This window comes from Thioalkalivibrio sp. ALJT, assembly GCF_000381825.1.
Classification (GTDB): domain Bacteria; phylum Pseudomonadota; class Gammaproteobacteria; order Ectothiorhodospirales; family Ectothiorhodospiraceae; genus Thioalkalivibrio.
This window is the reverse complement of the sequence record NZ_KB907121.1, coordinates 265,141-289,315: the sequence shown is the minus strand read 5'-3', so window position 1 is coordinate 289,315 and position 24,175 is coordinate 265,141. Positions and strand designations below refer to the sequence as shown.

Sequence of the window (24,175 nt, the reverse complement as noted above, 5' to 3'; positions counted from 1 at the left end):
TTGACGCTCAACTCAAGGAAGCCGCCGCATGAACAACCGAGAACGCGCTGAACACCCGGGCCTGCGCCCGATCGACGACTCGGCCCTGACCCGGGAGAGCTGGAAGATCTTCCAGATCATGGCAGAGTTCGTGGAGGGCTTCGAGCGCCTGGCGCACATCAAGCCATCGGTGAGCATCTTCGGTTCCGCCCGCTTCCCGCCCGAGCACCGTTATTACGAGCTCGGAGAGACCATCGCGCGGCAGTTGTCCGACGCCGGTTTTGCGGTCGTCAGCGGCGGGGGGCCCGGCATCATGGAGGCCGCCAACAAGGGGGCCTTCAGTGGCCGCTCGCCCAGCATCGGGCTGAATATCCAGTTGCCGCACGAGCAGAACGCGAACCCCTATCAGGATATCGGCCTGGGGTTTCGGCACTTCTTCTCGCGCAAGGTGATGTTCGTGAAGTACGCGTCGGCCTATGTGGTCCTGCCGGGCGGATTCGGCACGCTGGACGAGCTGGCCGAGATCCTCACCCTGGTGCAGACCGGAAAGACGCGGCGTATCCCGATCGTGCTGGTCGGTAGCGAGTTCTGGAAAGGGCTCCTCGACTGGTTCCAGGACACCCTTGTGGAGCAGGGCACCATCGACCAGGAGGACCTCCAGCTATACTCATTGGTAGATTCGCCGGAGGCCGTGGTGGACGTCATTTTCGAGTACTACGAGGCCCGCAGCTTCGAGCCATCGGCAGAAGAAAAGAAACGACTGATGGAGCTGTGATGATGCCGCTTTTGCGCCTGAGTCTGCCGTTATTTGCCGCGTTGTGGCTGTTGCCCGCCTCGGCCCTGGCCGAGACGGAGCACGAATGGGACGACACCCCGCCTCCACCGGAACTGGAAGAGGGTGCCGACCCGCCGCCTCCGGTGCTGGACGAACGCGCCCGCGAGCAGGAATTTCTGGAGCGCGCGGACATCCTGATCATCGAGCGCGATGGCGAGACGTGGCGCGAATACCGAGTGGACGGGGTGTTGGTGATGGTCGAGGTCACCCCTGCCGCCGGACCGACCTATTATCTGATTGACACGACCGGTGACGGCACCCTGGATGGGCGCCGTAGTGAACTGGACCCGAATTTTGTTCCCCCGTCCTGGGTGATTTTCCGATGGTAGAAATCGATATTGCACGTGCAGGTGCCGCTACGGGCCTGGACCTGGAGACTGGCCCCGAGGGCTCTGAACATGCGGGCCGCCCGGTGCAGTGTCTGCATCTGTCACCCACGGTGGCGCCGGAGCTGGAGACCGCTCTGGAGCAGGCGCCCGCGGGCTGCGGCCGTTGCATCGGGCGTGGTGTGGACCAGGGCCCGGATTCCGTATTCCTGGTGCTGGAACGAGGGCAGCCCCTGCAGGGCCCGGTGGCGGCCGAAGGCCCCGGTAGTCTGGCGGCGCTGGGCGAACGCGCCGCCGACTGGCAGGGCCGGCACCCGGCCAGCCGGCTTCCTGTGAGTGATGGCTATCGCCGGGGCGTGCTGCAGCAGCAGGTTCGCGAGCGTGCTGACGCAGTGGCAGGGGGACTGGGCGCGGGGGCGCGCACGGTGCTGGACGCCGAATTGCAGCATCAGGGCCTCTACCGGTTCGAGGATCTGCCACTGGCGGGTAGCTACTGGCGTTCGGTACGGCTTTATCCCGAGGGCGCCGGGCTTGCGGATCTCGTGGTCCCGCCCGCACCGGTACCGGCCTTCTGGCAGCTCGCGCGTATCGCGCTGGCAGTGATCGTCGATGCGGCGGGCCAGCCGGATCCGGCGCGCTATCGTGCCTTGCTGGCCGGATATAACACCCGGCGCCCGCTGAACGCGATCGAGCGTGGCGCGGCCCCGACCCTGCTGCGTCTGGCCGCACTGGACGACTGGCTCCTTGCTCTGGAAACCGGCGCAGAGTCGGATGCAGATGCCGCACGTCAGCGGCTGGTAGCCCTCCAGGCCGAGGCCGCGCGGTTGCAGGGGGTCTGGATTCGGGCAGCGGCCTGAAGCGGCCCGGGCAGGTGCGAACGGCGGGCAATGTGTTAACCGTGCGCACATACGGCTCGCATATAGCGCAACGGCGCTGCCGGTTTGGCCTCGCGACGGAGGCTGGCCTGCACCCCAGTGTCTGCAGGGCAGGCATACCGGGGTTCTCTGCAGGCCGGATCAGCTGCGAACGTGATGGGATGGCGGTCCCTTTTCCACGCCCCGCCAGGCCCGCGACAGCCGTCCCTTTTCCACGCCCCGCCAGGCCCGCGACAGCCGTCCGAGTCCGACAAGCCAAACCGTCTCGAGGAGGGCAGCGCATGATCCGCTCCATGACCTGGCTGGTGTGGCCGCTGGCCGCGCTTCTTGTCCCGGTGTTGGCCAGTGCCGACGTTTATCGCTGGACCGATGATCAGGGCAACATCCATTTTGGCGATCGCCCGCCGGAGGGCAGTGCCAGCGAGCCGGTCGAGGTGCGCGAACCCATGCGCGCGGTGCCCCTGGAGGGAGCGGACGAGATCCTCGAACGGCCGCTGCGGTCACGCGACCAGCCTGCTCCCGAAGTGGCCGCCGCCTATCAAGTGGCGATCGCCAGTCCGGCGGATGGTGACGGTGTGCGCGCCAATGATGGCAATGTCACCGCAACCCTCGAACTCAGTCCGGATCTGGATGCCGAGGCCGGACATCGCGTGATCTGGTTGCTGGATGGCGAGGCCGCTAGTGAGGGTGCCTCGCCGAGTGCCACGTTCGAGGGGCTGGATCGGGGGGGCTATACCCTGCAGGCGCGCGTGGTTGACGCGGCCGGAGAACAGCTGGGCATCAGCGATACGATCGAGTTCATCGTGTTGCGTGCCGCGATCCCGCGGGATCAGCAACAGCAGCAACGACCTCAGCAGTTCCCGCCGGGCGGAGCGCCTTCGGCCCCGCAGGCCCCGTCGCCGGTCACGCCTTGACGAAACCCTCGTTCTGGTGCGCCCTCGCTGCTTCGTCGCGTGAGCGTGTGCTCAGTGCGCGGTGACTGCCGTGCAGCCGATCCGCGACCGGTGAGCCGCAACGTGGCGCGTCCGCCCGCCTTCGATTGAAAACGTTTGATTTCAAGACGGGTGGCCGAGCCGCTGCATTCAATACGCCTGTGGGGCGGGCATCCCGGGTTCCCTGATCTTGCGTTGCGGCCCGAATCCGTCAACAGCGGGTCGGCAGAGCCCGCGCCGGTTCTGGTCACGGAACATCTGCGGGGCCGAGGCGAGTGCGTTCATGGGTCCATGTCTCCCCGGGTGTGATCAAGACGGTGACACCATGACCGTGCGCGTCAGCCTGTGCTTTCATGGCCCTTGTTGCCTAATGGTGGTGCGTTGAGCGCACCGGTTTGGTGCTATTGTTGCACCTGATCGGTGCGCAGCGTTTGGCGCATCCCGGAGTGCAGCGTGTGCCTCTACTTTAGTTAGTGCCTCTCGAGGCTCCAATCCAATTGGGTGCCCGGGGTTGTATGTCCACGGCAGGGGCGGTGTCTCCGCAGGTGTATGACCTGCTCCCCGGGCCCGGGTGCCGCGCTCGCCAGCCTTTTCTTGGCGCGATTCCTGCTAGAGGCCTTGTGATGAACACGCCCCCCTCCATTCCCGCTCCGGTAACTCCGCCATGGTGGGACGACCTGTCAACGGCCGTGCTGGTCACGGATGCGGATCTGTGTCTCCTGAGCCTGAACAGCGCCGCCGAAGTACTGCTGGGTCTGAGTCGCGAACGCATCCTAGGGCACGGCCTGGGGCAGTGGCTCAAGCTGGACCGCAACCTGTCCAGCCGTCTGCGTTCGACACTCAGCCTGGATCAGCCGCTGACCCTGCGGGCGCGGCAACTGGAACCGATGCGGGCCGACAGCTTTCTGGCCGATGTGATTATCACGCCGCTACACGGCGAGAGCGGGCGCCCGGGGCAGTTGCTGTTCGAGCTGAACGCGATCGATCGCCACGAGCGCATCAGCCGCGAGGAGCAGCTGCAAAAGCAGCAGGCGATCACGCGCGCCGTCACTCGTGGCCTGGCGCACGAGATCAAGAACCCGCTGGGCGGGCTGCGCGGGGCGGCCCAGTTGCTGGCCAGCGAACTGGATGACTCGGGCCTCAAGGAGTACACCCAAATCATCATCCGCGAGGCCGACCGGCTGCGCAGCCTGGTGGATCGCATGCTGGGGCCAAACAACCTGCCACGCCGCGAGGCTGTAAACCTGCACGAAGTGCTGGAACATGTGCGTGGCCTGGTCAGCGTGCAGCTCCCGCTGGGGCTGAAGGTCCGCGGCGATTACGACCCCAGCATCCCGGATGTGCACGCGGACCGCGACATGCTGGTGCAGGCGATCCTGAATCTGGTGCAGAACGCGGTGCATGCGCTGGAGGGTGGTGGCGAGATTATCCTGAGCTCCCGCATCCTGCGCCAGTACACGGTATCGGGACACCGCCATCGACTGGTGGCCAAACTGAGTGTGCGCGATAACGGTCCGGGGATACCGGAAGAGATTCGCGAACGGATCTTCTTCCCGCTGGTGACCGGACGAGCGGCTGGCACGGGGCTCGGCCTGCCCATTGCCCAGAGCCTGATCCAGTTGCATGACGGTCTGATCGAGTGTCGCTCTCGCCCCGGCGCAACCTCGTTTGACATCCTGCTTCCGATACAACCGTCGAATGCCAGGGAGGGCATGCATTAATGGAACCCAGCGTCTGGATTATCGATGACGACGACTCGATTCGCTGGGTGCTGGAGCGTGCCCTGCAGCGACAGGGGATCGCCGTGCGCGGTTTCGAGACCGCCGATGCCGCCTGGGCCGCCCTGGACCGAGACCCGGTGCCGGATACCATCGTTGCGGATATCCGCATGCCGGGCCTGAACGGGCTGGACTTTCTCGCCCGTATGCAGACGCGCCCGGACCCGCCGCCGGTCATCATCATGACCGCGTTCTCGGACCTGGAGAGTGCCGTCGGGGCATACCAGACCGGTGCCTTCGAGTATTTGCCCAAGCCCTTTGATGTGGACGAGGCGGCGGCCCTGGTGCAGCGTGCCCTCGAGGCCCGCAAGGCCGGTCAGGACCTCGGGGCTGGCGCGCAGGGTATCGAGGAGACCCCGATTATCGGCGAGGCTCCGGCGATGCAGGAGATGTTCCGCGCGATTGGGCGTCTGTCGCGCAGCAACATCACCGTGCTGATCAATGGCGAGTCGGGTACCGGCAAGGAGCTGGTCGCGCGGGCCTTGCACCAGCACAGTCCGCGTGCGGATCAGCCGTTGATTGCCCTCAACACCGCGGCCATCCCCAAGGACCTTCTGGAAAGCGAGCTGTTCGGCCACGAGCGCGGGGCGTTTACCGGTGCCAACCAGAGCCGCAAGGGCCGCTTCGAGCAGGCCGATGGTGGCACGCTGTTCCTCGACGAGATCGGCGACATGCCGTTCGACCTGCAGACGCGGCTGCTGCGCGTCCTCTCGGATGGCACCTTCTACCGCGTGGGTGGCCATACGCCGATCCGGGTGGATGTGCGCATCATCGCCGCGACCCACCAGGACCTGGAAGACCGCGTGCGCGCCGGCCTGTTCCGCGAGGATCTGTTTCATCGCCTGAACGTAATCCGTATCCACGTGCCCTCCCTGCGCGAGCGCCCGGAGGATATCCCGCTGCTGGTGCAGCACTTCATGGCCGAGGTGGCGCAGGAGCTGGGCGTGGAGGCGAAGACCATGCGCCCGGAGGTGGTTGCGGAGCTGAAGCGTTTGCGCTGGCCGGGAAATGTTCGGCAGCTGGAGAATACTTGTCGCTGGCTGACCGTGATGGCCTCCGGACGCGAGGTGCACCTGGATGACCTGCCGGCCGAATTGCATCAGCCGAGCGCAACCGGGGCGGACGCGGCGACTGCCCAGGTCGGTGCCGTGGCCGCCCCGCGCGACTGGACTGACGAGCTGGCGCAGGTGGCACGCCAGCACTGGGAGCGGGGGGAACACAACCTTCTGGGTACGGTACTGCCGCAGCTGGAGCGCACCGTGATTCGCGAGGCTCTCAACGCCACCAGCGGCCACCGCCAGCAGGCGGCAGCCCTGCTCGGCTGGGGGCGCAACACCCTCACCCGCAAGATCCAGGAACTCGGCCTCGACGACGCTTAGTTGAATCGCTTTTGACCCGGCCCTTCAGGTGGTCGGGTCCTGGGGTGCGGGCGGGGCGCAGGCGGAGACGGCGCCGTTAAGTTGCAGGGTGCCGGTCAGGTCGCGGACGTGGGTGTAGCCGTGGCGGTCCATGTAGTCGCTGATGCCGTGCAGGATCCTGGGGAGGCACAGCGGGTCGTAGAACAGCCCGGTGCCCACGCCGACGGTGCTGGCGCCGGCGATCAGGAACTCCAGCGCGTCGGTCGCGTTCATCACGCCGCCCTGGCCGATGATCGGCACGTTGTGCGGTGCGGCTACCTGGTAGACCTGCTGCACCTTCAGCAGCGCGATCGGCTTGATCGCGGGCCCCGAGAGGCCGCCCTGGTTGTTGCCGATCACCGCGCGCCGGTTCTCGACGTCCACCGCCATGCCCATCAGCGTGTTGATCACCGCAAAAGCGTCGGTGCCGGCCTCGATGCAGCGCCGGGCGTTCTCGGCGATGTCGGTCTGGTTGGGCGAGAGCTTGGTGATCAGCGGCTTGGAGGTGACCTTGCGGCAGGCCTCGACCACCCGCGCGGACATGTCCGGGTCGTTGCCGAAGGCGACGCCGCCTTCCTTCACGTTGGGACAGGAGATGTTGATCTCGATGGCGTCGATAGGCGAGTCGTCGAAGCGGCGGGTGACCTCGATGTACTCCTCGATGGTGGAGCCGGAGACATTGGCAAAAAAGCGGGTCTCCTCGAAGTCCAGCTGCGGCAGGGTGTGGTCCACTACGTGGTCCACGCCCGGGTTCTGCAGGCCGATGGCGTTGAGCATGCCGTCCGGGGTCTCGTAGACCCGGTGCGGCGCGTTGCCCAGGCGGGCCTGGCCGGTGGTGCCCTTCAGGCAGATCGCACCGGCATCGCGATTGGAGAAGCCGGCCACCCGGGTGTACTCCTCGCCGAAGCCGACGCAGCCGGACAGCAGCACCAGCGGCGTGTTCAAATGCAGCCCGCAGAACTCCAGGGCCAGCCGCGGATCGGTGCGCGAATCACTCATGCTTCACATCGTCCTTTATGAACCGGAAATCCCGCCGAACACGGGCAATATCATTCGTCTGGCGGCCAACACCGGGGCGGCGCTGCACCTGATCCATCCGCTCGGCTTCGAGCTGGACAGCGCGCGGGCGCGCCGCGCCGGGCTCGACTATCGCGAGCTGGCCCGAGTGCAAGAGTATGACAGCCTCGAACAGTGGCGGGAATCGGTGCGGCCGCAACGCGTGTTTGCCCTGACGACGCGCGGTCAGGCCCGCTACGACCAGGCCCGCTTCCAGACCGGCGATGCCCTGCTGTTCGGCCCCGAGACCCGCGGCTTGCCGGATACCGTGTTGCAGACGCTGCCACCCGAACACCGCTTGCGTCTGCCGATGCAGGCCGGATCCCGCAGCCTGAATCTATCCAATGCCGTCGCGGTGGCGGTCTACGAGGCCTGGCGCCAGCTTGGCTTCGAGGGTGACGCATCCAGGTCCGGGTTTTCGTAGCGCGAAGGGCGGCACGTGGCCATCTGTTGCACTACCCTCGGAACAGAGTCCGGCGGCGGTGCGTCTACTGCCCACCGGCCCTGCCCCTTTTGAACCGTGCGAGGTGTCTGATGGTTTCTGCACTGCGTCCCCTCCTGTTCCTGACCATGGCCAGCCTGTGCATGGCGCCGCTGGCGGCCAATGAGCCCACCGGTTCCGACAACTGGTGGTGGGATGATGACTGGTGGGAAGACGGCGTGCTGTATGCCGATCTGGAGAATCACGAAGTCGTCGTCGAGCGCCTTGAATACGAGCGCGACGGTGTAGGGATCCCGGCGATGGTGGCGCGCCCGGCCGACGCCGAGGCCTACCCGGCGATCCTCTGGGCACATGGCCGGCGCGGGCTGGATGACCTGGCCGAACGGCATGTGAAGCGCCTGGCCGCGCGCGGCTTCGTGGTGCTGGCGCCGGATATGTATACCGGACGCTTCATCGAGACCCACCCGCTGGATCATGACTACGAGCTGGAAGGTGATCTGAACAAGGGGCTGGATGTGCTGCTGGCGCGGGACGACATCGTGGGAGAGCGCGCCTGCCTGGTCTCCATCACCCGCGGTGGCTACAAGACCCTGAAGGTCGCCGTCACCTTCGAGCGCCAGGTCGAGGATGTCGCCTGCTGGGCCGGCTACTACCCGCATGTGCAGGATCCGAATCTTGGCGAGCCGCATCAGGTATACCGCTATGCCAGTGAGTTCAACCAGTTCGAGATCCCGGTGATGATCCTGATCGGCGACGAGGAGCAGTACCAGCGTCACCGCACCGCGCGCATGGCGGCGGATGGCCTGGAGAGCCGCGGTGGTGATGTCACCTGGATCGAATATCCCGGTGTGGGCCGCGGCTTCGACTTCCGCAACGGCAACAACCGCACCTTTGCCGACGATCTGGCCTCGCGCGACGCGATGATCCGGGTAACCCGCTTCGCCCGGCAGCACCTGCGCGACTGATGACAACAAAAAAAGGCCCCGCCGGGGCGTAGTCCGGCGGGGCACGGAAAACGGGGACGGCGGTCCTGGCCGCCGGCCCCGGTAATGCTCGGTCAGAAGTCGTAGCGCATGCCGATCGATAAGGCGGTCGCGTTCTCGCCACCCACGCCCGGCTGGCTGACCGTCTTGGCGGCGTTCCACGGCGCTAGGGTCGAGTTGTCGTCGTTATCAACCATGGCGATGTTGCCGTAGAAGCGCAGGTCGCTGTCGAGGCGGTACTCCAGGCCCAGGGCGACCATCGTGGCGTCGGCATCCGCCAGATCGGAATCCAGCTGGAAGACGTGACCGTTCAGGTACATGCTCGGGGTCAGACGGAACTGACCGCCGAGGCCATAGATATCGGCATCGTCACCACTGGTGGTTTCCGAGTTCTGGTAGAAGGCGCCCATGCGGAAAGCCGGGGTGATGCGATAGCCGACGGCCAGGCGCCAGGCATCCGGGTTCACGTTGCCGTCTTCCTGCTTCTCGTAGGCCAGCGCGCCGGTCAGGTCGCCCATGCTCAGGTTCAGAGACGTGGAGTAGGCCTTGTTCGGGGCCCCGTCGGTGGTGGTCGCGTCGTCCGTCTCGTTCGAGTACTGGATGTTCCAGGTCAGGCCGCCGAAGCTCGGGGTCTGGTAGTGGATGCTGTTGTTGAAACGCTCGTCGAAGCGGCCGGTCTGTGCGCCCGAACGGGTCAGGTTGCGCATGTCGCCAACTTGGTCGCCAAAGAAGTTGGCCGGGCCGCGGGCGCGCTTGAACGGGGTGTCGAACTTGCCGATGCGCAGCATGCCCCACTCGGAGCCCTTGATGCCGACGAAGGTATCGCGAGTCGCGAAATTCGTACCGTTGGTGTCGAAATTGATCTGTTGTTCGATCTGGAACATCCCGACCAGCTGTTCGCGGAACTCGCGCTCGCCCTTGAAGCCCAGGCGGCTGGAATTGCTCGACACATTGAATTCGTTGTAGTCGGCGCCGTCGTCGAGGACATCGGCGGACAGGTGGGCGCGGCCGTACAGGGTCCAGTCGGCGGTGGCCAGGGCCGGGACGACGAGTCCGGCGGCGATGAGGCTGGTCAGCAGGTGCTTGCGATTCATGGGTTTCTCCCCTAATTGAAGCATGATGGTGCTGTGCGAATTGCCCGAGAGGCGGTGGCTCTCGACGGGGCGCAAGCATGGGGAGTCGGTGTGACGCCGGGGTTAAGCCGAGGTGAAGATCGCGTTAAAAGGCCACACTGTTGCGTGTGCGCAACGTTCCTTGGCGGAACCCGTCGGGCGCGTCCGGGGTCATCTCTCCGGGTGGGGGTGAGCCCCGGCATCTTTTCTACATCATTTCAGGGGGAAACAATGGGTCGATTGACGAAGACGCTGACCGCACTGGCGGTCTTGGGCCTGACCGGGATGGGGCAGGCGCAGGCCGCGCCGGCCGGGGTGGCACAGGGGATGGATGCCGATGGCCAGGTGCTGGTGTATGCCGATGGCATGGCCGCGCGTGACGCCTTCATGGCCTTGGGCGCGCTCAGCGTGAAGGGGCGCCTGATGCGCGCAAGTGAGCTGGGCCACGAAGGCTACCGCCCGGAGCTTGGCGAGGAGCCGATGCAGAAGGTCGGAGAGACCTGGCTGGGTCTGCTCGACGTGGTTCACGGGCAACTGGTGGAGGACGGCCGCATGCAGGCCCACGTACACCGCTCGGCGGAAGCCGAACCCTCGGTTTATGCCGATGCGGCGTACATGTATCACATGCATCACAGTGGGGGCCGCTTCGAGCACCTGGGGCTGTACGACGACATCACCCATCGGCCGACCGCAGTGATGTCCATGCTCGCAGGTCACCTGGTCAACGAGCGCTACGGCGATGGCGCGGTGCATGCCGCCAACGGCTCGGAGGCGGACGGCTTTGCCTATGGCCTGGATGCGCTGCACGGCCCGGCCTATGCATGGGTGCGGCAGGACAAGCCGGGTGGTGCGGACGACATGGGGCAGCTGGATCGACCGGTCCTGGAGGCCTGGCTCGGGCACTCGCGCGAGGACCTGGTGGAGGTCGCGCGCGACCTCGCGCGGTCGGCCGATGCGGCCTGGGACGCTGACGCCGGCATCTACGTATTCGATCAGGGCGCCGAATGGTCATTGGACCAGATCGGCGCCATGCTGCGCGGGCACAAGGCCCTGTACGAGATGCTCTATCTCTACGGCGACTCGGACGACCAGGCGCGGGCCGAGACCCTGGCCGATCGGGCGGCCGCCATTGCCGCGGCGGTGATCGACGGACATGGCCCCCTGCGCGACTGGGGCCTGCCCGCACGCCTCGAGTTTCGTGACGGCCAGGCCCATGCCGCCGCCGATTACGTCGACGTGGCCGCGCAGTGGCGGTTCGTGCACCAGCTGACCGGCGGATTCTCGCCGCTGCGCGAGCGCGAGGGCACGTCCCGGCTGCTCACCGAGCGCGCGCCGGAGCTGGAAGGCCGGATCGGTACCGCCATCGACCGCCTGCTGCAGGGGGCGCTCGATTATCAGCTGGCCAGTGGCACCGTGCCGGCCCGGCTGGACTACGCCGATGGCCGCGTGAGCGACCCGCGCGTGACCACCCGTGCGGTCTCCGCCTTCATGATGGCGGTGGCGAATGGCTACCGCGCCGGTTCCGCCTTTGACCGCCCGGGGGCCTGGGAGGATGACGACGACCTGGCCGAACGTAGCCGGGCCCTTTACGACGCCTTCCTCGACCACGGGGAACTGCTGACCGGCTCGCTGATCCTGCGCGACTGAGCATGATGCGCCAGCTCCGGGCGACCGAGCCATGGACGTGGCCGTGGGCGGCGCGGCATTGCGCCCCGGCCAGCGCCGTGTCGCTGCTGGGGCTGGCAGCCGTACCGACGCTGGCCGCCGACGCCGTGCCGGTGCTGGACCCGGTGGAGATCACGGTGACCGCACCCAGGCTGGCCACGCCGCTGGCGGACCTGCCGGCGGCGGTATCGCGCGTGGACGAGCGCCAGGCCACCGAGGGGCGCCAGGGCCTGCAGCTGGACGAGTCGCTGAACCGCGTGCCCGGACTGTTCGCCCAGAACCGCTACAACTTCGCGCAGGACGCGCGCATCTCCATCCGCGGCTTCGGCTCGCGGGCGCCGTTCGGGGTGCGCGGGCTACGCATCCTGCAGGATGGCATCCCCGAGACCACCCCCGACGGCCAGTCACAGGTGGACGCCATCGACCTGCTGAACCTGCGCGACATCGAGGTACTGCGCGGCCCCAGCGCGGCGCTGTACGGCAATGCCTCCGGTGGCGTGATCGCGGCGCGCACCCGTGACGGGCGCGACCCGCGTGGCTTTGGCGGCGGGGTGCTGCTGGGCAGCTACGGCTATCGCCGCGCCGAGGCCATCGCCGAGCAGGATCACGGCACCCACCGCTATTCCCTGACCGCCCACGACTTCGCCATCGACGGCTACCGCGACCAGTCCACCGCCGAGAAGCGCTACCTGCGCCTGCACACCGCCTCGGAACTGGAGGCGGGGACGCTGAACGTCCACTTGCGTTACCTCGATGCCCCGCGCACCGACGACCCCGGCGGACTCACGCGCGAGGAGATGCGCAAGAATCGCCGCGCGGCCGCCCCGCTGGCCACGGCGCTGGACAGCACCCAGGAGGCCGAGCAGCTGACTACGGGGCTGCAGTGGGAGCAGCCGCTCGGGCCCGGCGAACTGCGCCTCGGCGGGTTCTGGACCCAGCGCGACTACGCACAGCAACTGCCATTCCCCGGTGACTCGCGGGTAGCTTATGAGCGCGACTTCTACGGCCTCAACGCCCAGTACGAACAGGCGATCGGGCCGACCCGAGTGCTGACCGGGATCGACCTGGAAGAGCAGCGCGACGACCGCACCCGGCGCTGTACCGATATCCAGGGGCTGGCGAACTGTCCCGGCGGCACCCCCGCGATCGACGACCTCGCGCTGGATCAGCGCGAACGCGCCCGTTCGCGCGGGGTGTTCGTGCAGACCGATACCGCGCTGGGATCGGACTGGAACCTGGTGCTCGGTGCGCGCCACGACCGTATCCGCATGTCCATCGATGACCATTTCTCCGAACGGGTGGGCGAACCAGATCGCTCGGATGCGCGGACCTTCCGCGAGACCAGCGCGCTGGCGGGGCTGATCTGGCACTTCCAGCCGGACTACCGGGCCTACGTGAACGTGGCCACCAACTTCGAGACACCGACGTTCACCGAGTTCGCGAACCCCGAGGGCGGGGGTGGATTCAACACCGATCTCGGCCCCCAGCGGGCGCGCAGCATCGAGCTCGGCATCCGCCGCGAGACCAGCCGCCTGGCCTGGGAGGCCTCGGTCTATGCGACCCGGGTGCGCGACGAGATCGCCCCGTTCGAGGCGCCCAACGTGGACGGGCGCACCTTCTACACCAACGCCGGGCGCACTGCGCGCAACGGCTTCGAACTGGCGCTCGACTGGTCCGCAACCGAGCAGTGGACGTTGTCCACCGCGTTCAGCCTCAACGACTTCCGCTATCGGGATTTTGTGGATCAGCAGGGCGAACGGCGCGACGGCAACCGGCTGCCCGGCTTGCCGCGCGAGCAGTTGTTCGTGGAGGCCGACTGGCGCCAGGGGCCTTACTTTTTCACCGTCGATGCGCTGTACACCGGCGGGCGCTACGTGAACGACGCTAACGACGAACGGGTTCGCGCGCAGACCACGCTGAACCTGCGCGCGGGCCGCCACTGGCAGGACGGCAACGCCCATGTCGAGGCCTTCGTGGCCGCGAACAACCTGCTGGACGCGGACCACGTCGACAATATCCGCATCAACGACGGCAACCGCCGCTACTACGAGCCGGCCCCGGGCCTGACCCTGATGGCGGGGCTGCGCATGACCTTCGGGCGGTAAGTGAACCGCGTCCAGTAAAGCGTTCTTAGTCGCGGCCCCGAGGTTCCTCCGGCGGTTGCTTCGGCTCGATCTCGTCGAGCCGGCCTTGTTCGATCTTGCGCAGGGTCTCGGCGTCGGTAGGGTCATCGTCCTCCCAGTCGTGCCGCCGAAAGACCGGGAGCGGGTCACGCTGATACAGGAACCAGCCGCAGACGGCGCCCACGACCGCGCCGAACAGATGCGCTTCGTAGGAGACGCCGGGGGCACTGGGGAAGACACCCCAGAACATGCTGCCGTAGAGGAACAGGATGATGAGGGCCACCGCGATGGACAGCGCATCGCGGCGGCGGATCCCGATGACCACGGCAAAGAACATCAGCCCATGGGTCAGGCCCGAGGCGCCGATGTGGGAGCCCTCGCGCGCGAACAGCCAGACCCCCAGTCCGCCCATCAGCCAGATCAGCGGGAGGGCGGTGCGGGTGGCGCGGGGAAAGCCGTAGAGCGTGAGCATGCCGAGCACCCAAAGGGTTGGCACATTGGCGAGCAGATGGCCCCAGGACCCGTGGATCAGCGGCGAGGTGACAATACCCAGCGCCCCGATCGCGTCGCGCGGGATGATGCCCAGCCGCGACCAGTCCCCGCCCAGCAGGTGATGCAGGGTGTGGATTACGATCAGAATGGCGGCCCCCAGCATGGGCCAGAGCAGTGCGCGCCGAATCCGCTCCTGCTCGGCCCGGGGGTCGGCTGGTGGTGCCGGCCGGCGAAGATTCATCATGCGTCTAGCCTGCCATGCCTGGACAGGAGGTCCAATTTTTCCGAGAAGCCTGTCGGGTTGGGGTGATCCTCGCGAGCGTCTTAACTAGTGTCCGCCGGCTCCCGGGCTGGCGTCCTTGTCGTGCTGGGCCAGGCGATCATGGAGCTCGCCGCTCTCGCCGCGCGGGGTCTTGACTTCGACCTCCATGCCGTTGCGGCGGAACTTGCCGACGACCTTGTCGATGGCGGCCACCGCGGAGCTGTCCCACAGCGAGGCGCGCGTCAGGTCGATCTCGATCTTATGGATGCCCTCGCGGTAGTCGAAGCTGTCGATGAACTTGTCCACGGCGACGAAGAAGAGCTGGCCGCGCACGGTGTAGATCCGGGTCCGGCCGTCCTCGGAGAGCGCGCTGGTGACCTCGACCGCCTTGACCATCTTGCGCGCGAAGAAGATCGCGGAGAGCAGCACGCCGGCGAATACGCCCAGTGACAGGTCGTGGGTGATCACCGTGGTGCCGACGGTCACGATCAGCACGGTGGCGTCGGTGCGCGGCAGCTTGTGCAGGGTGGTCAGCGAGCCCCAGTCGAAGGTGGCGATGGAGACCATGATCATCACCGCCACGAGCGCGGCCATCGGGATCATCGAGACCAGGTCGCCCAGGAACACGATGAAGATCAGCAGGAAGATCCCCGCCGACAGCGTGGACAACCGCCCCAGCCCCCCGGATTTGATGTTGATCACCGACTGGCCAATCATCGCGCAGCCCGCCATGCCGCCGAAGCAGCCGGTGACAATGTTGGCGATCCCCTGGCCCTGGGCCTCGCGGTTCTTGCCGGAGGGCGTGTCGGTCAGGTCGTCGAGGATGGAGGCGGTCAGCAGCGACTCCAGCAGGCCAACGATCGCCAGCGCGAAGGCGGTCGGGAAGATGATCTGCAGGGTCTCCCAGTTCAGCGGGATGTCCGGGAACAGGAACACCGGCAGGCCGTCCGGCAGCTCGCCCATGTCGCCGACCTCCAGCGTCGGCAGCCCCATGAAGTAGACCAGCACGCTGAGCACTACGATCGCGACCAGCGGCGGCGGCAGCAGTTTCGGGTAGCCCGGGATCATCGGCAGGCCGTAGAGGATCAGCAGGCCGGCGGTGACCAGCGCCCACATGGTGGTGTCGCCGTCCACCAGATAGGGCACCTGCGAAAGGAAGATCAGGATCGCCAGTGCATTCACGAAGCCGACCAGCACCGTGCGCGGGATGAACATCATGTAGCGCGCGAGCTTGGCCCAGGCGAACAGGAGCTGGATGATCCCGGTCAGGATGGTGGCGGCCAGCAGGTACTGCAGCCCGTGTTCCGCCACCAATGTCACCATCAGCAGCGCCATGGCCCCGGTCGCGGCCGAGATCATGCCGGGGCGTCCGCCGGCGAAGGCGATCACGACCGCCATGGTGAACGAGGCATACAGGCCCACGCTGGGGTCCACCCCGGCGATGATGGAGAACGCGATGGCCTCGGGGATCAGCGCCAGCGCCACCACGACCCCGGCGATCAGGTCGGCGCGCACATTGAACAGCCAGATCTTGCGTTGGCGTTGCAGGAAGTCGGTCAGGGTCTGCTGCACGTGGGAATCCCCAATACGGATGCGCGCCGCCCTGTCGACCGAGAGCCGAACTGACGGTTGAGCGAACAGGTGCCGGGGGAACTCGCCCGTGTGACACCCCTGGCGGGCGCGGTTGCAAGCGGTCTGATGCCAGTACAGACTGAAACCGCCGAAAAGGGGGCGAAGTCTAGCACCTCGCACCACGACGCTGAACCGCGCGCCCCCTGTGGGGCCGCGCCGAGGCCCTTCCCACGACCAGCCCGACCACGATCAGCCCGAGGATCCCCATGCTGCAGCGCGTCATCATCGCCGTCGACTTCTCGCCTGCCTCCGCCGCGGCCCTGGCCGTCGCCCGGCAGCACTGCCCGGGGGCGAAGAAGCGCCTCCTCTACGTGATGAAGCCCTCGGACGTGGCCGGGCCCAGCGCCGCTGGCGCCTTCAGTGGCGCCGGCACCTCGCCGCTGAACGCGAAGGACATGCGGCACTCGGCGGAAGACCGGGTCCGCGCACAACTCGAGGACTGGGCCGAAGCGGACGACGAGGTGGCGGTCGCTATTGGCAGTGCGCCGGAGGAGATCTCCCGCCATGCGGAGGAATGGGGCGCGGACATGATCGTGATGGGCACGCGCGGGCGCAGCCAGATCGCCAGCATGCTCTCCGGGTCCGCGACCGAGTGGCTGGTGCGCAACGCGCGTCTGCCGGTGCTGGTGGTACACGACGTCCCGCTGTCGGACTCGATGAAGGAGAAACTGCCGCCGGAGCAGGCCGTCGACTGAGCCCGCCCGCAGTCCCGACACGCAGAAGGCCTGCGGTTCAGCCGGCCTTCTGCGTTGCGCGGCAGCCCGGCGGTTTCGTTCTCACGGTTCTGTAGGAGGCCAGCCCTCTGGCCGATGGGGCGTGTCCGGCGCCGATCGCTCAGGGGGCTGAGCTCCTACGGCTTCGAGGGCCTGCCGACATGGAGGGCCGCGCGTTGCGTCTGGAGGGGCGCGATCAGCCGCCGGTCATGGACATGAAGCGCATGATCTTTTCCGGTCGCTCGGAGAATTCGTGGCGTTCCGGCTTCAGGTTGATGGCCTGGATCACCAGTTCTTCCAGTTCCGCGTCGCTGCAGCCCTCGCGCAGGTAGGGGCGCAGATTCAGGCTGTGCTCGTTGCCCAGGCAGGTGTAGATGGTGCCGTCCACCGACAGGCGCACGCGGTTGCAGGTGTCGCAGAAGTGCTGCGAGATCGGGGTGATGAACCCGATGCGCACGTCGGTATCCGGGATCTGCATGTAGCGTGCCGGGCCGCCGCCGGGCATCACGCCGGGGACCAGGTTGTAGCGGGGTTCCAGCCGGGCGCGTATGTCCTGCAGATTCACGTAGTGCCCCTCTTTCGCCTCGCGGCCGGTGTCGCCCATCGGCATGGTCTCGATGAGGCGCAGGGTGAAGCCGTGCTCGATGCAGAAGTCGACCATGTCCTCGACCTCCGGCTCGTTGATCCCGCCCATCACTACCATGTTGATCTTGATCGGGTTCAGGCCGGCGGCCTTGGAGGCCATCAGCCCGTCCAGCACCTTCTCCAGCTTGCCGCCGGTGATTTCCTTGAAGACCTCGGGCTTGAGCGAGTCCAGGCTGACGTTGATGCGGGCGACCCCGGCATCCTTCAGCTCCCGGGCATGGCGCGCCATGCGCGTGGCATTGGTGGACAGCGAGATGTCTTCGATGCCGGGCAGGGCGTTCAGGCGCGCGGCCAGGTCCGGCAGGTTCTTGCGCACCAGCGGCTCGCCGCCGGTCAGGCGCACGCGGCGGGTGCCGAGGCGCCCGAAGGCCCCCATCACGCGTTCAATCTCGTCGAAGCTGAGCCAGTGCTCGGGTTCCTCGAAGTCGCGAAAGCCCTTGGGCATGCAGTAGAAACAGCGCAGGTCGCAGCGGTCGGTGACCGAGAGGCGGACGTATTCGATGCGCCGGCCAAAGGCGTCGACGAGGCCGTTCGGGGCCGCTGGGGAGGTGTATTCCATGGTGTTCCAGCTCATGGTCGGGGCGTGGCGATATGTTTGCTCGTACACATCGTAGAGCATTTTTTCAGTATTTTCCGGGGGCCGCCAGTCACCCCATGCCGGGTGCCACAATAAACAAAATCTTTCTCAGATAATTTTTTCTTATTAGCGAATAGAAAAGACTCGTTGGCGCAACGCGCATGCCCCGTCCACAATACGCGATGCATAACTGAATCGAGATCACGAGGTCGCCCCATGAGCGCGTTGCCCGAATTCGAGAACCACGGCAAGCAGGAGATCAAGTACTCCACCTGCTACATGTGTGCCTGCCGCTGTGGCATCAAGGTTACCGTGGAGGACAACAAGGTCCGCTACATCCAGGGGAACCGGCATCACCCGATCAACAAGGGCGTGCTCTGCGCCAAGGGCAATGCCGGCATCATGAAGCAGCAGTCCCCGGCGCGTCTGCAGCAGCCGATGCGCCGCAAGCCGGGCACCGAGCGCGGTGCCGGCGAGTTCGAGCCGATCTCCTGGGATGAGGCGATCGACACCCTGTCCGCGCGCCTGCAGAAGATCCGCGAGACCGACCCGCGCAAGCTGGCGTTCTTTACCGGGCGTGACCAGATGCAGGCCCTGACCGGCCTCTGGGCGACCCAGTTCGGCACCTATAACTGGGCGGCCCACGGCGGCTTCTGTTCGGTGAACATGGCCGCCGGCGGCCTGTACACCACCGGCTTCGCCTTCTGGGAGTTCGGCGACCCGGACTGGGACCGCACCAAGTACCACATGCTGTGGGGTGTGGCGGAAGACCACGCCTCCAACCCGATCAAGATCGGGCTGGAGAAGCTCAAGCGTAGCGGCGGCAAGTTCGTGGCCATCAACCCGGTGCGCACCGGCTACCAGGCGATCGCCGACGAGTGGGTGGGCATCAAGCCCGGCACCGACGGCCTGTTCGCGCTGTCCATGTTGCACGTGCTGCTGAAGAACGACCAGTTCGACTGGGACTTCCTGGTGCGCTACACCAATGCCACCCAGCTGGTGGTGCAGACCCCGGGGCAGAAGGGCGATGGCCTGATCCTGCGTGACGAGGCCGGCAACCCGCTGGTCTGGGAGTTGGAAAAGGAGGCCTTCGTCGACGGCACTCAGGTGGATATCAAGCCGGCACTGTTCGGCGAGTACACTGCGCCGGACGGTCGTCCGGTCAAGACCGTGATGACCCTGCTGGCCGAGCGCTACCTGAGCGACGAGTACTCCCCGGAGAACACCGCCGAGATCACTGGCGTACCGGCCGAGCAGACCGAGCGCCTGGCGCTCGAGATGGCGCACGTCGCGTTCAAGGAGACCATCGAGCTCGACATCGAGTGGACCGACTCCTGGGGCCGCAAGCACGACAAGGTGTTCGGGCGCCCGGTGTCCATGCACGCGATGCGCGGCATCTCCGCGCATTCCAACGGCTTTCAGACCTGCCGCGCGATCCACCTGCTGCAGATCATGCTGGGCTCGGTGGACTGCCCCGGCGGTCACCTGGCCAAGCCGCCGTACCCCAAGCATGTCCCGCCGGGCATCAAGCCGGCGAAGGAATGCGCGCCGAACACCCCGCTGAAGAGCCCGCCGCTCGGGTTCCCGACCGCGCCGGAGGACCTGGTCATCGATGACGACGGCAACCCGCTGCGTATCGACAAGGCCTTCTCCTGGGATGCGCCGGTCTCCAACCATGGCCTGATGCACATGGTGGTGACCAATGCGGTCAATGCCGACCCGTACCCGATCGACACGCTGATCTTCTTCATGGCGAACATGTCGTGGAACTCCACGATGAACACCGCCGAAGTCATGGACATGCTGCGGGCGAAGGACGAGAACGGCGAGTACAAGATCCCGTTCCTGGTGGTCTCGGACGCGTTCAACTCCGAGATGGTCAGCTTCGCCGATCTGGTGCTGCCGGATACCACCTATCTGGAGCGCTACGACACCATCTCCATGCTGGACCGTCCGATCTCCGAGCCGGCCGCGGCGGCGGACTCCATCCGCCACCCGATCCTGGAGGCGGACCGCGACGTGCGGCCGTGGCAGGAGGTGATGGTCGAGCTGGCCAGCCGTCTGAAGTTCCCGGCGTTCACCAAGGACGACGGCAGCCGCAAGTTCGCGGACTACAAGGACTTCATCGTCAACTTCGAGAAGGAGCCGGGCATCGGCTTCCTGTCCGGCTATCGCGGTAAGGATGGCCAGAGCCATCTGCGCGGCGAGCCGAACCCGAAGCAGTGGGAGGCCTACATCGAGAACCAGGGGTTCTTCATGTACCACCTGGCGCCGAACGAGCAATTCTATCGCTATGCCAACAAGGACTACCTGGAACTGGCCAAGCACGCCGGCTGGGTGGGCAAGACCGATCCGATCACGATCGAGCTCTACTCCGAGACCCAGCAGCGTTTCAAACTGGCCGGCCAGGGGCTGTACGACGGCCCGCAGCCGACCAGGCAGGAGCACAAGGATCGCCTGACCCAGTACTTCGATCCGCTGCCGATCTGGCACAAGCCGCTGGAGCAGACCCGCATCGACGAAGACGAATATCCGTTCTACGCGGTCAACCAGCGCCCGATGTTCATGTACCACTCCTGGGACTCGCAGAACGCCTGGCTGCGCCAGATCTGCGCCCAGAACTACCTGTACATGAACCGGGGCAAGGCCGAATCCATGGGCATCGAGGACCTGTCCTGGGTGTGGGTGGAATCCCACAACGGCAAGATCCGCGTACAGGTCAAGCTGATCGAGGGCTGCGAGCCGAATACCGTCTGGACCTGGAACGCCATCGGCAAGCAGAAGGGTGCCTGGGGCCTGAAGCCGGAGGCGAACGAGTCGCAGAAAGGCTTCCTGATGAATCACCTCATCAGCGAGCTGCTGCCGAAGAAGGGTGACCCGATCGACAACATCACCAACTCCGACCCGGTGACCGGGCAGGCGGCCTGGTACGACCTGAAGGTCAAGATTACTCCGGCCGCTGCGGACGAAGAGGGTTCCTGGCCGCAGTTCGACGAGGTCAAGGCCACCCCGGGTATGTCGGCGTCGCCGGACATCGGGCGCTACGCCGCGCACCAGCCGGTGCACCTGAACCGCGACATCCGTGACGTGCTGACCCGCGGCTCGCTGGACGACGACAAGAACTGATCCGGCCCGCCCCGTGTCGGCCGAAGGCCGGCAAGGGGGCGCCCGTACGAACGCTTTGAGGGAGTACCAACCATGCGACTTGGACTCGTAATCGACATGGACACCTGCGTGGGCTGTCATGCCTGCGCGGTGGCCTGCAAGCAGTGGAATACCAGCGGTACCACCGGTCCGTTGAGCGACTACCGTCCCTATGGCGAAGACCCGAGCGGCGTGTGGTTCAACCGCATCCGCCACTACGAGGTCGGCGACTATCCGGATAACAAGACCGTCAACATCCCGATGTCCTGCATGCACTGCGAGCATGCCGACTGCGTGAATGTCTGCCCCACCGGCGCCTCTTACAAGCGTCCGGAAGACGGCATCGTGCTGGTCGACCAGGACAAGTGCATGGGTTGCAACTACTGCGCCTGGGCCTGCCCCTACGGTGCCCGCGAGCTGGATCGCGAGGACGGCGTGATGAAGAAATGCACCCTGTGCGTGGACCGAATCTACGACGAGACGCTGCCGCCGGAGGAGCGTCAGCCGGCCTGCGTGATCACCTGTCCGGCCCATGCGCGCTTTTTCGGTGACTTCGACGATACCCGCTCTGAAGTCAGCCGCCTGGTACGCGAACGCGGCGGGGTGAAGCAGATGCCCGAGCTGGGCTACAAGCCGGTTAACACCTACCTGCCGCCGCGGGTCACCCGCCCCATCCCCACTGACGATGTGCGTGCCAACACGCTGATCAGCTCGGTGAAGGACTGGGTCAACAAGATGGTGGCGCGCTAAGCGCGCCCGATCGGGGAGAGAGAACCATGCATCCGGCGTTTTCCGTCATTCTGTTTACTGTCATCTCGGGTGCAGGCTATGGCCTGTTCATCCTGCTGGCGACCTTCCATCTCGCGGGCATCGGCCCGGCCATGAGCCATGGCGAGCTGATCGCTCATGGCGTCGCGGCCCTTGGCCTGATCACTGTCGGGCTGATGCTGTCCACGGGGCACCTGGCCAACAAGAAGAACGCCTGGCGTTCGTTCATGCGTTTCAAGACGTCCTGGCTTTCGCGTGAGGCCGTGTTCGCCGTCCTGTTTTATCCGTTTGCCGCCGTCTACGGCCTGGGCGTGCTGTTGCAGGGCAGCGAGATCGGCCCGTTGGCCGCGGTCGCGGGGGCCATCGCAGCCGTCCTCGCCGTGATCACCCTGTTCTCGACCGGTATGATCTACGGCTGCCTGAAGACGATCCGTCAGTGGAATACGGCGCTCACGCCGGCCAACTACATCCTGCTGGGTATTGCGACTGGCTCGGTCGCCTTTGCCGCGATTGCCAGCCTGTTCGATAACGCGACTGCGCTGCACGCAGGGGCGGCGATCGTGCTGCTGCTGATTGCGGGGGTGCTGAAGGGAATCTACTACTTCTGGATCTCGCGCGTGACCGGTCCGACCATCAACACTGCGACGACTTTCAACCGTGCGACCGTGCGCCTGCTCGATACCGGCCATACCGCCGGTACCTTCCTGACCGACGAGTTCGGTTACGACCCGAGCAAGAACACTACCGATACCCTGAAGATGGGGGTATTCCTGCTTGCATTCGGAACACCGATCCTGGTGTTTGCGGCCATCCTCTCCGGGGTTCCGGCCATTGTGGCCTGGCTGGGGCTGGTGGCCGCGCTGGCGGGGGTCGTGATGGAGCGCTGGCTGTTCTTCGCTGAAGCGAAGCACGTCGTACGCCTGTACCACGGGGCCCAGCACACCTGAGCCCCGCGGGAGTTTCCCGTTACGGTACAAAAAAACGCCCGCATTGCGCGGGCGTTTTTTTTATTGCTCGTTTTCGCGTTGTTCGCGCATCCCGTGGACAATGAAATATCCCACGTATGCAAAGAAGGCCACGATCCCCAGCAGGGTCACGATGGTCAGGATGCCGATCGGGCTCTGGAACATGATCTCGGTAAGCATGACAAGCTCCTCCTTGTCTGGGTGTCATGCTTCAAGCGTAGTCCATGATTCTTCAAGCATCTTGATCTGTATCAAATCCGCAGCGCAGCTGCCACTTTTGCTGCTCTTCGTGCGCAGGTTCAAGGTGAGCTCACTCACCTGACCCCGTCTGTCCCCCGGAGTGAACTCGTCGGACGAACGCCTGCGTGCCACCAGACGCGTTCCGGCGCCGGGCTCTGCCCCCCCCCGTTCACCGATTAACGACTGGATTTCTAAGGTTGTATCCGGCTTTCCAATGATCCGGGAGTATCTTCTTGCTGTAGCTTTTGTTGTCCCGCCCCGTAGGCCTTCCTTCCCAACTAATTGGTAGGGCCTACCCTATCGAAAAGACTGGCCCTTTAGGTTATGGAGGATGGTAGTGTCAAACGCCACCGGTGATTCTCAAAGAGTATGCCTGCATGAACGAACCCAGACCTGTAAGCGCCCGCGCGCGCACGCGCACTCCCGTCCGAGGACTGGCTTTCCTGGCGGCCACCACGATGGCATTGGTTACGGGGCCGCTGTCGGCGAATGACGCGGGGTTCCCGAATGTCGAGACGCCATTGATCGAACTGGACGAGGGCTTTGCCCGAATGGGACGTCCGGTTGACAAGGACACCCTGGAGTCCGTGGTCGCCGGGATGGAACAACCCGATGTGCTGGAGACCCTGGGCACGCCAGACGAATTCAGGCGCCATCGGGGCCAGGCCCATTGGTTCTACAACTTCGATGTGCCCTTCGCGATGGGGAGCGATGTCCTGGTATGCCAGTACCGAATCAGTTTCGATGGTTGGGACCGAGTGGAAACGGCCGAATGGCGGCGCTTCTTGTGCGAGCGTCTCTATGACGGGCTTTCCACCACCCCGGAGATGCCCGAGTTGCAAATCCTCACTCTTTCCGCAGATGTCGTGTTCGGCTTCGCCGAAGATAGCCTGACGTCGGAAGGGCGTGCGCGAATCGCCGAGGTTGCTGCGGAAATTCAGGCTGAATACGACAATCCTCGAATTACGTTAGTGGGGCACGCAGACCGCATCGGCGACCCTCAATATAATCTGGACCTGTCGCAGCGGCGGGCTGAAAGCGTCCGGGCGACATTGATCGAGAACGGTGTCAACCCGGACATCATGGTGGCGGAAGGGCGCGGGCAGAGTCAGCCGCTGGTCTTTTGCCGAGGTCCTGAACGCGCGGCTGAAACTCGTGCCTGCCTCGAGCCGAATCGGCGGGTGGAGATCGAGATTATCGACCGGGGCAACCGGAATTAAGAGGGGTCAAGAAC

The 24,175-nt window shown here is 65.7% G+C and carries 21 protein-coding genes; 15 read left to right on the top strand and 6 right to left on the bottom strand.

What is annotated here, in order from left to right; all coding sequences use genetic code 11:
- The first annotated feature begins 28 nt into the window (after positions 1 to 28).
- From G332_RS0101385 to ntrC, 6 genes are all read left to right on the top strand, one after another.
- Positions 29 to 754: a TIGR00730 family Rossman fold protein gene (locus G332_RS0101385; protein WP_019625207.1), complete on the top strand. Its 726-nt coding sequence runs from the start codon at positions 29 to 31 to the stop codon at positions 752 to 754.
- Positions 754 to 1,143 (top strand): DUF2782 domain-containing protein, encoded by a 390-nt coding sequence (locus G332_RS0101380; RefSeq protein ID WP_019625206.1) that lies wholly within the window; start codon positions 754 to 756, stop codon positions 1,141 to 1,143. Before G332_RS0101385 ends, G332_RS0101380 begins: the two co-directional genes overlap by 1 nt.
- Positions 1,137 to 1,997, top strand: coding sequence for a hypothetical protein (locus G332_RS0101375; protein WP_019625205.1), 861 nt, complete (start codon positions 1,137 to 1,139; stop codon positions 1,995 to 1,997). The genes G332_RS0101380 and G332_RS0101375 overlap by 7 nt, the downstream gene beginning before the upstream one ends.
- A 299-nt stretch (positions 1,998 to 2,296) precedes the next feature.
- Positions 2,297 to 2,929 carry a DUF4124 domain-containing protein gene (locus G332_RS0101370; RefSeq protein WP_019625204.1) on the top strand — a complete coding sequence of 211 codons (633 nt, stop codon included), beginning with the start codon at positions 2,297 to 2,299 and terminating at the stop codon, positions 2,927 to 2,929.
- A 641-nt stretch (positions 2,930 to 3,570) separates the two neighbouring features.
- On the top strand, positions 3,571 to 4,668 hold the full coding sequence (glnL, locus tag G332_RS0101365) for a nitrogen regulation protein NR(II) (protein ID WP_026340511.1): 1,098 nt from the start codon (positions 3,571 to 3,573) through the stop codon (positions 4,666 to 4,668).
- Positions 4,668 to 6,104: a nitrogen regulation protein NR(I) gene (ntrC, locus tag G332_RS0101360; protein ID WP_019625202.1), complete on the top strand. Its 1,437-nt coding sequence runs from the start codon at positions 4,668 to 4,670 to the stop codon at positions 6,102 to 6,104. The genes glnL and ntrC overlap by 1 nt, the downstream gene beginning before the upstream one ends.
- Positions 6,105 to 6,128: 24 nt before the next feature.
- On the opposite strand, the gene G332_RS0101355 is transcribed toward ntrC, so the two are convergent.
- A complete protein-coding gene (locus tag G332_RS0101355; protein WP_018877183.1) occupies positions 6,129 to 7,121 on the bottom strand; it encodes a dihydroorotate dehydrogenase in 993 nt (330 codons plus the stop codon).
- On the opposite strand from G332_RS0101355, the gene G332_RS0101350 reads away from it, so the two are divergent.
- A complete protein-coding gene (locus G332_RS0101350) occupies positions 7,120 to 7,602 on the top strand; it encodes a tRNA (cytidine(34)-2'-O)-methyltransferase (protein ID WP_019625201.1) in 483 nt (160 codons plus the stop codon). The genes G332_RS0101355 and G332_RS0101350 overlap by 2 nt on opposite strands.
- 110 nt (positions 7,603 to 7,712) lie before the next feature.
- Positions 7,713 to 8,585, top strand: coding sequence for a dienelactone hydrolase family protein (locus G332_RS0101345; RefSeq protein WP_019625200.1), 873 nt, complete (start codon positions 7,713 to 7,715; stop codon positions 8,583 to 8,585).
- A gap of 92 nt (positions 8,586 to 8,677) precedes the next feature.
- Here G332_RS0101345 and G332_RS0101340 read toward each other — a convergent pair whose 3' ends face one another.
- Positions 8,678 to 9,697 carry a porin gene (locus G332_RS0101340; protein WP_019625199.1) on the bottom strand — a complete coding sequence of 340 codons (1,020 nt, stop codon included), beginning with the start codon at positions 9,695 to 9,697 and terminating at the stop codon, positions 8,678 to 8,680.
- A gap of 249 nt (positions 9,698 to 9,946) precedes the next feature.
- Between G332_RS0101340 and G332_RS0101335 the strand changes: the two genes are divergently transcribed.
- Positions 9,947 to 11,362 (top strand): hypothetical protein, encoded by a 1,416-nt coding sequence (locus G332_RS0101335; protein ID WP_019625198.1) that lies wholly within the window; start codon positions 9,947 to 9,949, stop codon positions 11,360 to 11,362.
- Positions 11,363 to 11,364: 2 nt separating this feature from the next.
- Positions 11,365 to 13,485, top strand: a complete 2,121-nt coding sequence (locus tag G332_RS0101330; protein ID WP_019625197.1) for a TonB-dependent receptor domain-containing protein — start codon at positions 11,365 to 11,367, stop codon at positions 13,483 to 13,485.
- Between the two features lie 25 nt (positions 13,486 to 13,510).
- Here the strand turns inward: G332_RS0101330 and G332_RS0101325 are convergent, their stop codons facing one another.
- Both G332_RS0101325 and G332_RS0101320 read right to left on the bottom strand, forming a co-directional pair.
- Complete coding sequence (locus tag G332_RS0101325) at positions 13,511 to 14,239, bottom strand: rhomboid family intramembrane serine protease (protein WP_026340509.1); 729 nt, start codon at positions 14,237 to 14,239, stop codon at positions 13,511 to 13,513.
- Positions 14,240 to 14,323: 84 nt separating this feature from the next.
- Entirely contained in the window at positions 14,324 to 15,829 is a 1,506-nt protein-coding gene (locus G332_RS0101320) for a SulP family inorganic anion transporter (protein ID WP_019625195.1), read from the bottom strand.
- A gap of 266 nt (positions 15,830 to 16,095) precedes the next feature.
- Here G332_RS0101320 and G332_RS0101315 point away from each other — a divergent pair, with 266 nt between their 5' ends.
- Positions 16,096 to 16,584 carry a universal stress protein gene (locus G332_RS0101315; RefSeq protein WP_019625194.1) on the top strand — a complete coding sequence of 163 codons (489 nt, stop codon included), beginning with the start codon at positions 16,096 to 16,098 and terminating at the stop codon, positions 16,582 to 16,584.
- A 214-nt stretch (positions 16,585 to 16,798) separates the two neighbouring features.
- On the opposite strand, the gene moaA is transcribed toward G332_RS0101315, so the two are convergent.
- Positions 16,799 to 17,806: a GTP 3',8-cyclase MoaA gene (gene moaA / locus G332_RS0101310; protein ID WP_026340508.1), complete on the bottom strand. Its 1,008-nt coding sequence runs from the start codon at positions 17,804 to 17,806 to the stop codon at positions 16,799 to 16,801.
- Positions 17,807 to 18,040: 234 nt separating this feature from the next.
- Between moaA and G332_RS0101305 the strand changes: the two genes are divergently transcribed.
- The 3 genes from G332_RS0101305 (at position 18,041) to G332_RS0101295 (ending at position 22,683) form a co-directional block, all read left to right on the top strand.
- Positions 18,041 to 20,950 carry a molybdopterin oxidoreductase family protein gene (locus tag G332_RS0101305; protein ID WP_019625192.1) on the top strand — a complete coding sequence of 970 codons (2,910 nt, stop codon included), beginning with the start codon at positions 18,041 to 18,043 and terminating at the stop codon, positions 20,948 to 20,950.
- Between the two features lie 72 nt (positions 20,951 to 21,022).
- Complete coding sequence (locus G332_RS0101300) at positions 21,023 to 21,718, top strand: 4Fe-4S dicluster domain-containing protein (RefSeq protein WP_038059468.1); 696 nt, start codon at positions 21,023 to 21,025, stop codon at positions 21,716 to 21,718.
- A 26-nt stretch (positions 21,719 to 21,744) separates the two neighbouring features.
- A complete protein-coding gene (locus tag G332_RS0101295) occupies positions 21,745 to 22,683 on the top strand; it encodes a DmsC/YnfH family molybdoenzyme membrane anchor subunit (RefSeq protein WP_019625190.1) in 939 nt (312 codons plus the stop codon).
- A 60-nt stretch (positions 22,684 to 22,743) separates the two neighbouring features.
- On the opposite strand, the gene G332_RS13630 is transcribed toward G332_RS0101295, so the two are convergent.
- Entirely contained in the window at positions 22,744 to 22,881 is a 138-nt protein-coding gene (locus G332_RS13630; protein ID WP_019625189.1) for a hypothetical protein, read from the bottom strand.
- A 437-nt stretch (positions 22,882 to 23,318) separates the two neighbouring features.
- Here G332_RS13630 and G332_RS0101285 point away from each other — a divergent pair, with 437 nt between their 5' ends.
- Entirely contained in the window at positions 23,319 to 24,161 is an 843-nt protein-coding gene (locus tag G332_RS0101285; RefSeq protein ID WP_026340507.1) for an OmpA family protein, read from the top strand.
- The last annotated feature ends 14 nt before the right edge of the window (positions 24,162 to 24,175 follow it).

Excerpts from the sequence above, each read along its gene's own strand:
- G332_RS0101385 (WP_019625207.1), top strand. The coding sequence starts at position 29 with ATGAACAACCGAGAACGCGCTGAACACCCGGGCCTGCGCCCGATCGAC.
- G332_RS0101380 (WP_019625206.1), top strand. The coding sequence starts at position 754 with ATGATGCCGCTTTTGCGCCTGAGTCTGCCGTTATTTGCCGCGTTGTGG.
- G332_RS0101375 (WP_019625205.1), top strand. The coding sequence starts at position 1,137 with ATGGTAGAAATCGATATTGCACGTGCAGGTGCCGCTACGGGCCTGGAC.
- G332_RS0101370 (WP_019625204.1), top strand. The coding sequence starts at position 2,297 with ATGATCCGCTCCATGACCTGGCTGGTGTGGCCGCTGGCCGCGCTTCTT.
- glnL (WP_026340511.1), top strand. The coding sequence starts at position 3,571 with ATGAACACGCCCCCCTCCATTCCCGCTCCGGTAACTCCGCCATGGTGG.
- ntrC (WP_019625202.1), top strand. The coding sequence starts at position 4,668 with ATGGAACCCAGCGTCTGGATTATCGATGACGACGACTCGATTCGCTGG.
- G332_RS0101350 (WP_019625201.1), top strand. The coding sequence starts at position 7,120 with ATGCTTCACATCGTCCTTTATGAACCGGAAATCCCGCCGAACACGGGC.
- G332_RS0101355 (WP_018877183.1), bottom strand. The coding sequence starts at position 7,121 with ATGAGTGATTCGCGCACCGATCCGCGGCTGGCCCTGGAGTTCTGCGGG.
- G332_RS0101345 (WP_019625200.1), top strand. The coding sequence starts at position 7,713 with ATGGTTTCTGCACTGCGTCCCCTCCTGTTCCTGACCATGGCCAGCCTG.
- G332_RS0101340 (WP_019625199.1), bottom strand. The coding sequence starts at position 9,697 with ATGAATCGCAAGCACCTGCTGACCAGCCTCATCGCCGCCGGACTCGTC.
- G332_RS0101335 (WP_019625198.1), top strand. The coding sequence starts at position 9,947 with ATGGGTCGATTGACGAAGACGCTGACCGCACTGGCGGTCTTGGGCCTG.
- G332_RS0101330 (WP_019625197.1), top strand. The coding sequence starts at position 11,365 with ATGATGCGCCAGCTCCGGGCGACCGAGCCATGGACGTGGCCGTGGGCG.
- G332_RS0101325 (WP_026340509.1), bottom strand. The coding sequence starts at position 14,239 with ATGATGAATCTTCGCCGGCCGGCACCACCAGCCGACCCCCGGGCCGAG.
- G332_RS0101315 (WP_019625194.1), top strand. The coding sequence starts at position 16,096 with ATGCTGCAGCGCGTCATCATCGCCGTCGACTTCTCGCCTGCCTCCGCC.
- moaA (WP_026340508.1), bottom strand. The coding sequence starts at position 17,806 with ATGGAATACACCTCCCCAGCGGCCCCGAACGGCCTCGTCGACGCCTTT.
- G332_RS0101305 (WP_019625192.1), top strand. The coding sequence starts at position 18,041 with ATGAGCGCGTTGCCCGAATTCGAGAACCACGGCAAGCAGGAGATCAAG.
- G332_RS0101300 (WP_038059468.1), top strand. The coding sequence starts at position 21,023 with ATGCGACTTGGACTCGTAATCGACATGGACACCTGCGTGGGCTGTCAT.
- G332_RS0101295 (WP_019625190.1), top strand. The coding sequence starts at position 21,745 with ATGCATCCGGCGTTTTCCGTCATTCTGTTTACTGTCATCTCGGGTGCA.
- G332_RS13630 (WP_019625189.1), bottom strand. The coding sequence starts at position 22,881 with ATGCTTACCGAGATCATGTTCCAGAGCCCGATCGGCATCCTGACCATC.
- G332_RS0101285 (WP_026340507.1), top strand. The coding sequence starts at position 23,319 with ATGAACGAACCCAGACCTGTAAGCGCCCGCGCGCGCACGCGCACTCCC.